11 protein-coding genes are annotated in these 9,723 nt (G+C 46.1%); 4 read left to right on the top strand and 7 right to left on the bottom strand.

The window, feature by feature from the left end; genetic code table 11:
• Window positions 1-109 precede the first annotated feature (109 nt).
• The 4 genes from L1278_RS19385 to L1278_RS19370 form a co-directional block, all read right to left on the bottom strand.
• Complete coding sequence (locus tag L1278_RS19385; protein WP_253406677.1) at window positions 110-691, bottom strand: hypothetical protein; 582 nt, start codon at window positions 689-691, stop codon at window positions 110-112.
• A gap of 96 nt (window positions 692-787) precedes the next feature.
• On the bottom strand, window positions 788-1,147 hold the full coding sequence (locus tag L1278_RS19380; protein WP_253406676.1) for a hypothetical protein: 360 nt from the start codon (window positions 1,145-1,147) through the stop codon (window positions 788-790).
• Between the two features lie 152 nt (window positions 1,148-1,299).
• Window positions 1,300-1,986: a hypothetical protein gene (locus tag L1278_RS19375; protein ID WP_253406675.1), complete on the bottom strand. Its 687-nt coding sequence runs from the start codon at window positions 1,984-1,986 to the stop codon at window positions 1,300-1,302.
• A 439-nt stretch (window positions 1,987-2,425) separates the two neighbouring features.
• Window positions 2,426-3,061 (bottom strand): phosphatase PAP2 family protein, encoded by a 636-nt coding sequence (locus L1278_RS19370; protein ID WP_253406674.1) that lies wholly within the window; start codon window positions 3,059-3,061, stop codon window positions 2,426-2,428.
• A gap of 181 nt (window positions 3,062-3,242) precedes the next feature.
• Here L1278_RS19370 and L1278_RS19365 point away from each other — a divergent pair, with 181 nt between their 5' ends.
• Window positions 3,243-5,693 carry a TonB-dependent receptor domain-containing protein gene (locus tag L1278_RS19365; protein WP_253406673.1) on the top strand — a complete coding sequence of 817 codons (2,451 nt, stop codon included), beginning with the start codon at window positions 3,243-3,245 and terminating at the stop codon, window positions 5,691-5,693.
• Window positions 5,694-5,787: 94 nt separating this feature from the next.
• Window positions 5,788-5,994 carry a hypothetical protein gene (locus L1278_RS19360; RefSeq protein ID WP_253406672.1) on the top strand — a complete coding sequence of 69 codons (207 nt, stop codon included), beginning with the start codon at window positions 5,788-5,790 and terminating at the stop codon, window positions 5,992-5,994.
• A 208-nt stretch (window positions 5,995-6,202) separates the two neighbouring features.
• Here L1278_RS19360 and L1278_RS19355 read toward each other — a convergent pair whose 3' ends face one another.
• Window positions 6,203-6,637, bottom strand: coding sequence for a hypothetical protein (locus L1278_RS19355; protein WP_253406671.1), 435 nt, complete (start codon window positions 6,635-6,637; stop codon window positions 6,203-6,205).
• Window positions 6,638-6,764: 127 nt separating this feature from the next.
• On the opposite strand from L1278_RS19355, the gene tcmP reads away from it, so the two are divergent.
• Window positions 6,765-7,889 (top strand): three-Cys-motif partner protein TcmP, encoded by a 1,125-nt coding sequence (tcmP, locus tag L1278_RS19350; RefSeq protein WP_253406670.1) that lies wholly within the window; start codon window positions 6,765-6,767, stop codon window positions 7,887-7,889.
• A 67-nt stretch (window positions 7,890-7,956) separates the two neighbouring features.
• Here the strand turns inward: tcmP and L1278_RS19595 are convergent, their stop codons facing one another.
• Entirely contained in the window at window positions 7,957-8,088 is a 132-nt protein-coding gene (locus L1278_RS19595; RefSeq protein ID WP_256488737.1) for a hypothetical protein, read from the bottom strand.
• 531 nt (window positions 8,089-8,619) lie between these two features.
• On the opposite strand from L1278_RS19595, the gene L1278_RS19345 reads away from it, so the two are divergent.
• Window positions 8,620-9,183, top strand: a complete 564-nt coding sequence (locus tag L1278_RS19345) for a DUF1543 domain-containing protein (protein WP_253406669.1) — start codon at window positions 8,620-8,622, stop codon at window positions 9,181-9,183.
• Between the two features lie 133 nt (window positions 9,184-9,316).
• Here the strand turns inward: L1278_RS19345 and L1278_RS19340 are convergent.
• On the bottom strand, window positions 9,317-9,723 hold a 407-nt coding region (locus L1278_RS19340), incomplete at its 5' end, for a T9SS type A sorting domain-containing protein (protein ID WP_253406668.1).

Raw genomic sequence — 9,723 nt, 5'->3', positions numbered from 1 at the left:
CAGCCTCTTCCGACTTAAAACCCATAACGGGTCGCACGGTTAGTGCAACCACGGCTTCATTGTCGGCACTCCGTACCCAACGAAGCCTTAGTTGTTGGTGGAAGTAATTCTATTCTCTTTGCAGTTTCTTTTCTTTGTTGTATTGTTCTAAACTTTCTTCTAGTTCTTTTGTTGGCTCGAAGAAAATATTGATTTGGTCTTTAGACAATTCGTATTCTGGTACGAACAATGCTGTCACTTTATAGCTTTCTGTTTCCCAACTTGTAAATCGATGCTCTGTCTCAGAATCCTTTTTACTTTCAAGAGGTTGTCCGTATTCAGTACTTAGTTTCCTGACAACTTTCTCATAGTCCCTTATAGTCACCTTCTTGTTTTGCTCATAACCGACACCTTCTCCGAAAAAGATTCTTAGCTGGTCAAGTCGGTCTGTGAAGAAGATTGGCTCAATAATCCCCTCCAAGCCAATATCACCAAACTTGATTTTTAAAATTTTCTTATCAAGTTCATAAGGTTCTTTGATTACTAATTTTTGAAGAATGTCCTTTTCTATGAGTGCTTTGGCAGTTTTAACGTAATCATAGTTTCGCATTCCCAATCTGAAATCGAGAAAGCACTTTTCTTGCATATCCAGCTTGTTACAGCCAACCAGAGTGATACAAAAAGCAATGAAAATGTAAATGAGCTTTTTCAATTAATTCTTATTACCCCTAACCGTGCTCGTGCTATAATGTGGGTGAGGCATAGTTGAAGCCTAAATTATGCACCTTGTTGGGTTGTTGGGCTATCGTTATTCTATTTTAATCTTCTGTAGTTTCCTGCTTACCTTCTTATCGCTTAGTACCACTACAATTATTCCAGTCCACCTTCTGTTGATATATAATTCTTCTGGCTGTTCATCAAGTACAGCTATTTCTTTGACTGTTTCTTCAGTTAAAAGATGAAACAGCTGCTCACGTGAACTGTCGCTTAACTTGTCTGTTACTGCTATTCCATCTATGACTAAAATTGGAACAGCAAAATTTATTTCACTTAAATCATCTCTTGCAGGTTGTGGCAAAAAGAACCTTTTTTTAACCATTGAAAGCTGCTCGACTTTGCCACGCGATTTCAAGGCTGTTAACCATTCCTTATTTTCTTCTTCTGGCATCTTCAATGATGTAGCCTGCCCAAATAGGGAAGCTATGGTGAAGCAAAAGAGAAAGGTTAGTATAATATGTTTCATTGATTAAAAATGCTGCCCAACGGGCCGTAGCTAAAAACCGCTTTAGTGTTTTTTAGCTATTGTTGGTAGCTGTACTTTTATTCCACAAGTGCTGTTTGCCTTCCAAATACCTTTATTCCTGTAACCTCAAAATTACTCCACCTATCCCATAACCTTTCAGAAACCAATGGCCCGCCAAGTCGTGTATTTATAAATTCTGAATTGACAAACTCCTTCTTTATACCTACATGTTCTGTGGTTAGGATAGGATTTAAGTCTAATGCCTTCCTAAACTCTTCATAATTGTTTATTTTCTGATATCTCTTGCCTGAAATTTCAGACCCAAAATAAAAGATGCTTTTTTCAAAATTGATTGCTTCATAGCCTAAATATGAGGTTTGAAGCATGTAAAAGTTATCATGAACTTGATTGCCATTGTAATCGTAGAGTTTCGTTGTATAAAATCTACAATTAGGAATATTTAGTCCTTCAAGTAATCCCTTAGCTTTAGAACTTAAAATGAACTGGAACTCTCTTAATGAAGGAGAATAGCTTATGATGTCAGTGATTTTGGCTTTCTTTAATAATTTAACATATTCAAAATCTAAGTCCGCTGGTTCAATTTGGTTCTTGTCAAAATCGTATTTAATAGTAAATTCACTTAAAAGGTTTTTGAAGCCTTCAGGATTAGAAAATAAGTCTGGAATTATTTCACATTGATAAATTCCATTTTTTACACCGATACCCTTAGGGTCACTCTGAGTCATTAATCTTAAGTACTGCATTTTAAATTGTATTGCTACCAACTACTGTATAAACGACACTATGACGTTTATCTGCCTTATATGCGAAGGTGGTTTTTGTCTGGTTCACTCACTTCTTCCGGTGTGCGGCTTCGCCTGATAGGTTCCATAGCGCTCTACTAATATAGTGCTTTTACAGTAACTCTACAACATACTCGCTCTTTTCCCAGCGGGAGGCTGGTTGCAGAGTCAAAGTTTATGTAAACCAAGCGATTAAGGTGATTTGTTAGATTCTTTTCCTGAGTGGATTTACCAAGTTTTCGCGCCAGGAAATACCCTAGATAATGCTCAGCCAATGTAGGAAAAATCTATAAGCGTTTATAAACGCAACTACACGTTTCAAAAAACGGATGTGTCAATTATCAGAGTTGGGTTTAGCGGGTTTTTAACTGATAGGTTGCACCTTAAAGAAATACTATACCTACCGCACTATTCTCAAATTCCGGCCTCGCCTGAGCAAGGTATAAAATTGTTCGCGATGCTTCCGGAAGGTGTAGGTGGCAAGGTAGGCAGCGGCAGAGCCGAGTAGCATGGAGCCGAGCACGTCGCTGGGGTAGTGCACGCCCAGGGCCAGTCTGGAGTAGGCCACAAGAAAGGCCCAGGTCAGCAGGAGGCCGCGCAGGGCTGGGTTGCGGAACATCAGTACAAGCACAACGGCCGCCGTGAAAGCAAAAGCCGTGTGGCCTGAAGGAAAGGAGGGACTGCTGGCTTCTGCAATCTGCTCAATCGTGTCGTGGGTCACAAATGGGCGGGGACGATCGATGGTGTACTTCAGTAAGCCAATAAACAGAATATTCAACCCCATGGCAAATACATACTGATAGGCCTTTAGCTTAAGCGAAACCATCCGCCCGAAGTGCCCCGCCAGGTATAGGCAAAGCGGTACTAAGGCACCAAGTCCGTAGGCGGTAATTGTCAGGGTGAGCAGCACAAAATCCAAGTCTGTTGCCCGGTTGCCATTCAGCAGTTGCAACATGGCCAGGTCCAGGTTTGCGAAAGTTTCGAAGAGGGTAGTAGTAAGTATGAGCAGAAGCGACACTTGCTGAAGCGGAAACATGGGTAAGTCTTAATTTTTTAATTGCAGCTTCCTATACGTGGTTTTCTCAATTCTATTGCCCGAAATGCAGCAAGGTGGCAGATTTAATTTGGAGCGGATGCAACTGTGCCGCGAAATGATTGTCTTTAGCTTATCCCCACAAATATAAAGGCGGAAGATTAAAATCATCATTCGATAGGCTATGAAAAAAAGTGTACTTTTTTTGATGGGATTGCTATGCCTTTTCCTGTCCGTTTCAAGTGCTGCATGGGCGCAGGAAGCTGGTAAAATATCGGGCACACTTTCTGACTCGCTAACAGGAAAGCCTATTGAGTATGCAACAGTCGCCCTGCTCCAGTCCGGCAATACGCAGGCACTGCAGAGCGCACTCACCGATGCCAATGGCCGCTTTTCTTTTGAAGGTATAGCACCTGGCAATTACCAGCTGGCCATCAGCTTCCTGGGTTATCAGAAAAAGTTTATTAGTCGGGTGGCAGTCAACGCGGCAAAACCAGAGACGGCGGTCGGGAATATCAGGCTGGTGCCCAGCACAACCCAGCTGAAGGAAGTAACGGTGGAGGCGCTCCGTCCCACCATCACCCAGGAAGCAGACCGCATGGTGGTGAGCATAGAAGGAACGGCACTGGCGGCAGGACGGACGGCTTATGATGTGCTGGCCACCTTGCCGGGCGTATTCATAGACCAGGAAGGCAACATACAGCTGAATGGCAGGGCAGGGGTAACCATTATGCTGGACGGAAAACTGACCTACCTCTCCGCCCGCGACCTGCGTTCGCTCCTCGAAGGTATGTCAGCCGAGAACATCCGCAATATCGAGATTATTTCCAACCCTTCGTCCAAGTACGATGCCGAAGGCTCTTCTGGCATCCTGAACATCAACCTGAAAAAGAACACGCTGCAAGGTATAAACGGAAGTGCTTATGCAGGTGCCAACTACAATGGCAAGCAGTACGGCTTCTCTACCGGGGGCAACATCAACCACAGAACCGGACCCTGGAACTCTTTCCTAAACCTGGATATGGCACGCCGAGTAGGCGGTCGCGATGCCACCTTTAACAGGGTTTTCCAGGGAGACGAAAGCACGACTCATTTCGACCAAGTAGCTACCGGCAATTATGAAGTGCAGGGACCTCCTGCCGTTCGGGTGGGTACGGATTACAGCTTCGACGACCGCCACAGCGTAGGCGTAATGGGCTACTTCAACACCAACAAACTGCACGCCGACTTCCTGACCGAAACCTATATCGGAAATGCCCCTAACCAGCCGACGCAATTTATTGATGCAGATAACTTTAACCAAAACCGCTTCACCAACTTCACTACCAACCTGCACTACATGGGCAAGTACGACACTATCGGCACGACGCTTACCGCCGACCTGGATTTTGTGAAGATCAAAAACAGAGGCGACGCCAACTTTTTCAATTACTTTTATGACCTGGAAACCGGATTGCCGCCAACGCAGGACTTCCTGTATACCAACACGCCCAACGAGTTTGATATTTTTGCGGCCAAAGTAGATTTTACTCGTCCGCTCGCCAACGGCCGGAAGCTGGAATTAGGAGCAAAGGCCAGCCGGGTAGTTTCTGACAATGACTCCCGCTTTTACTTTAACAACAGCGAAAAACTGCAACTGGATGAACGACGCACGAACCACTTTGTGTATGATGAGAACATCTATGCGGGCTACCTTAACCTGAACTCCAAACTGGGTGAGCAACTGAGCGTGCAGGCCGGTTTGCGGGCAGAATATACCACCTCGCGGGGAGAGTCGATTACAACCAGGGATGTGAACGATCGTGATTATCTCAATCTATTTCCCAGCCTGTTTGTGCAGCAGGAAGTGAGCGATAACTACCAGATCAACTACAACTACAGCCGGCGCATCCAGCGTCCGAACTACGGTCAACTCAACCCCTTCTTTGCCTATCGCGATCCCTATACCTACTGGCAGGGAAATCCGGATCTGCGTCCACAGTACACCCACGCCATGGGCATCACGCAGGTGTTTAAAAAGACTTATAACCTGGTGCTCAACTACCAGCTCAACCGCGATGTGATCGCCGAGTTGCCAGAGATTATACCTGAGACGTCGACTACAATCTACTATGTCGGCAACGTGCCCAAATCCCGCAACCTGAGCCTGATCGCCATTGTGCCGTTTACGATCATGAAAAACTGGGAGAGCAGCAACACCATGCTCCTTTCTTACAATGAGTTTTCAGCCGTGGTGAACAAGCAGCAGATGATCAACGACCAGGTGTTTTACATGCTGCAGACGAACCACACCATTATGCTGCCCAAGAAGATAAAGATGGAAGTGAACGGGGTATACCAGGGCCCGGCAGCCTATGCCCTCTATGTGGTGGACCCGCGCTGGTGGGTGAACGTGGGAGTGAAGAAAAGCTTTCTGGATGAAACACTGGAGCTGAGCGTCAACGCAAACGACATTTTCAAAACCCAGGACCTGATCATCAGTGCCCTTGTGGGCGAAGGCAACGTCAGCGACTGGAACCAGTATTTCAGGCAGCGCAACGTTGGGTTTACGCTACGCTATAAGTTCAGCAAAGGAGAGAAGCCGGAAGAGCGCAAACGCAGCACTTTGGAAGAACTGATTCGCACGGGCAACTAAAAAAGCACATCGGCAGGCCGATGCAGGTCATATTTCATATCTTCTTACGCATGGCTTCCGTAGAGAAGAAAGCAAAATAAACCACTTGAAAAACATGAAAACCAATACATCAAAACCCTCGAATCCTTTGAATTACCTGATGGAAAATCCGGGTGAGATCATGAACGTTGTGAAAAATCCAGGCAAGTTCGGACTGGATACCTACAACGGCCTGGATACTAAACAAAAGCAGTATGTGCTCTTTGCCGTGGGCGCCGGCCTGATCGGGTATGGTATATACCTGGGTATGAATAAAAAGTAAATGTCTGAACATTAACCTTGTAAGTTGACTTGCGTATACCTTGGTATAGACATTATGTTATCGTTCAGACAGGTGTAAACCTGAAATAAAGCTTGTAGAAGCTTTTTGGAAGAATTGCTTCCATGTTTGACGGAACATGAAAAGGAAAGACCTGCCTTAAGCGATGCTTGAAGCAGGTCTTTCTGTTTTATACCGGATGAGCGGCCGGCTATTTCTTCTTTTTGCCCAGGCCTTTTCGGGACTGGCGAAGTTTATGCTGCTCTTCTTTCAAAACCTTGAACTCCTCGTTTGAGATCGTAACTGTATACTCTACCGACGATAGCACATGCTCCTGCTCAAATTCGTCGTATACCAGCAGCACCGACAAAAACCGGTTCTCGTTGAGCACATATTCCCCGTCTTCCTTGTCATACACATCGAAATCATACTCGCCTTCCTGCAGATGCTTCTCCGGTTTGCGGGCCAACTGATCTCCCGTGATCACGAGCGGTTTTTCCAATTCGACCTCCAAGTTGAAAGGCTGAAAATACTTGCCATCCTTTTTGTAGGTCACATATTCGATCTTGTCCACCTCAATGGCTATACCTGCATTGCGGTCGTCGCGCTTGTTTTTAATGTTGAGAATGTTGCCAGTCAGTTTCATGCTGCAAAATTAAGGTTATAATTGAAACAAGCCCTAACTTTACCTATCCATAAAACATTGGCCCACCCCACAGGTATAGGAAGTCAGATTGCTATACCTGCCGGACGGGCAGAATTGACCTTTTTCCATGTCCACTGCCGATACAAACGATTTTTTTATAGAACAGCGTAGCAGCGCCGAGATCAAATCTGAACTGCTGAACGAATTTTTTAAGGCCTGGTGCAGTGCCCAGCTGCAGGGTCAGCGCTATAAGTCTAACCCGGTGCTGGCCTTTATCGACCTGTACGCCGGTGATGGGAAGACTGAGGACGGCAAGCCTGCCACACCGGTCCGGGTGCTCAACAGCATTTTCGGGGCAACAGACAAGTATAACCTCAACAAAGTAGTGCGTACTTTTTTCAATGATGAGAAAAAGACCGTCACCGCCAAACTAAAAGAGAACCTGCAGCAGCTGCCTTACTACCAGGACCTTCAGCACAAGCCAGTGCTATTGCACGAAGAAGCAAGCCTGGCAACGCTCGCCAAGCTCCTCGGCAACGATGTGCCTACTTTGCTATACCTGGACCCCTTTGGCTACGAGTTTTCGCAGCAATTGCTCTTGCAGTCGGTGCGCCGCTGGGGACTCGATCTGTTCATGCTCTTCACACCGGCCAAACTTCGGGCTGTTGTGCAGGGCGCTACAGATGATAGCATTATGGCCGATGTGTTTGGCAAGGAGCGTCTGCAGAAGATCCGCGAATTCTGTGACCGCTACCAGGATGCCGGTCAGCGCGAAGACTTTATGGTAGATCAGTTCGAGGACGTTTTCCGGGAGAAGGATTACAAGACGTTCCGCTTCAAGATCAGTCTGCCCAAGAAGAACCAGACCAGTCACTACCTGTTTTTTGTGTCGAAGAACGATGCGCCTTACATGAAAATGAAAGAGCTCATGCTCATGTACAGCGACTACCAGGAAGACGGGGTGCCGCTTTTCGGAGCCAATATCAAGCATCAGCTGTCGTTATTTCAGGAGCAGTACCGTTACTCAATTAAAAACCTGATTACCGATCTGGCAGGCAAGCGTGCCTATTACCACAACCTCCCAATCGACAGCATTTACCGGCATCATAATATCGGCACGAATTATATCAGGGGAAATTACAAAGAAGCATTGGAGGCGCTCAAAGCGGAGGGAGTTGTAGAGGCGATCAATCCGGTGTCACGGCAGCCGATGCGGAAGGTTACGTTTACTTCGATTATTGGGTATAAGTAAGAGGGGAGGTTTTTGGCCTGGCCGGCGGGGCTGTGTTTCTTGGCGCGAGCGTCCACGTTCGTGTCTACTATGGTGGGGCCTCCGGCCCAGGTATAGGTATAACAACTGCCTCTGTTGCATAGCGTGCCTTGGCCAGGCGGGCTGCTGTTTCGTCTGTGCGGCGGGCACTCACTTTTGTCTTGACACAAAAAGTAAGCAAAAAAGTCAAGACGATTTTGAATCGAGGGCCCCTACCCCCACTCGCTGACCGCTCAAACAAAAAATTGTCAAAAGTGCACCTGGCTAAAGTGATTTGCTTCGTAGCTCAAGGGTCAAGGATGTCTTCGATGCGTGTCAAGGGTGCGGGTGAAATATACAATCTCCATTTGCCACACCGCTTATACCTTCTGAATAGCGGCAACAGATTCCCCTTCTTGGACAAGGAGGGGCAGGGGTGGTTCGACACGGTATTGCAAAACGTGAACTGAACGACGAAGCTATACCTATAAACTGGCAATGGACGGAAGTCCCCCTTCGAAGGGGGCAGGGGGATGTTAATCGTGCATGGGAATCCTGAAAATCTTAAAATCCTGTAAATACTTGGTGTAGGGGCCCTATGTACTGATTCAGACAAAAAAGGCACAATGATGACAATCTAGCACGACTCCTAGCTTTATTTTAAAAGGTATGAATGGGTACTCTAAACCCATCTTATAACTTAAAACAAAAATTTACACCAAACTAAACTCAAATGCAAAACCCAAAACTCTTCATGCTCATGCTAGGTTGCCGGCCAGCTGGTCGCAACACGGAGCAGCACGACATGTTCTTTGCCATAGGCGAAAAAGTAAGCGACCTGGTGCCGGCGATCAAAGCTTTCTGGCCGGAAGCAAAGGGCAATATCCATGTGGATGCCTGGCGTGAAGTGACGCAGGTGAACGGTTTCCAGATCAAAGTAGTGTCGAAAGAGGAAGCTGCTGCGCCCTCAACTGCTGACAAGCTCTTTTTCCTGAACCTGGGCGGGTATAAACAAGGGGAGTTCGATGAATTCCACTACAAGATGCTGGCTGTGGCGAAAGACCAGGCTGGTGCTGTGCAACAGGCTAAGCAAACAGCCTTCTACAAGCACACGGGTTTTAAAGGCGCCACGTCACACATCGACGATAAATTTGGTGTGGATGTAGACGAGGTTTTTGAAGTAAAAGACATCCTGACGGCGGAAGACAAAGAGCATTACAAACTCGTTATCACGCCAGGTATAGCCGGTCCGGAAGACGAGATGCATCTGGGGTATTTTCAGCTGCATAAGTTATAGGTATAACAAAAACAGAATGTTACAATTTATTAGCTATCCTATGATAGGCTAATTTAGTTGCTTTCTAAGCAAATAATAAAAAGGTCCCAGCCTAAACATTTAGACCGGGACCTTTTTATTTATTAGTTACTATTTAAAGTGTTTTCATCAATTTAAATACTTTTTTAACACTAGGTCCTTCCACTTTCAGGAAATAAACTCCTGGTTCCTTCATTTTCTCAGAGAAGTCGAAGTCTACATGATTTGACGCAGCTTCCTTCGTCAATGTACCAGAGTAAAGCCTCTCTCCAATAGAATTCACTAAGCTGTACTGCAGTTGTTCATGATTCTCAGTGAACACCTTTAATTTAACACGACCATCACTAGATGGATTCGGATAAACGTATGCTGCTCGAACTGCTTCAGGTGATCTCTGCTCCTGTAATGAACTGTTAGCCAATGCTACGCTCACATTGTTGACCACGGTGAAGGTGATGGTGAGCGGCGTTCCGGCCGTTCCGGTACCGTTGCTTCCCGAGTACGGGGTGGCCCTGAGGGTGT

This window comes from Pontibacter sp. HSC-36F09 (assembly GCF_024171605.1).
In the GTDB taxonomy this organism is placed as follows: domain Bacteria; phylum Bacteroidota; class Bacteroidia; order Cytophagales; family Hymenobacteraceae; genus Pontibacter.
The sequence above is the reverse complement of the archived record's forward strand: the minus strand, read 5'-3'. Positions and strand labels throughout refer to the sequence as shown.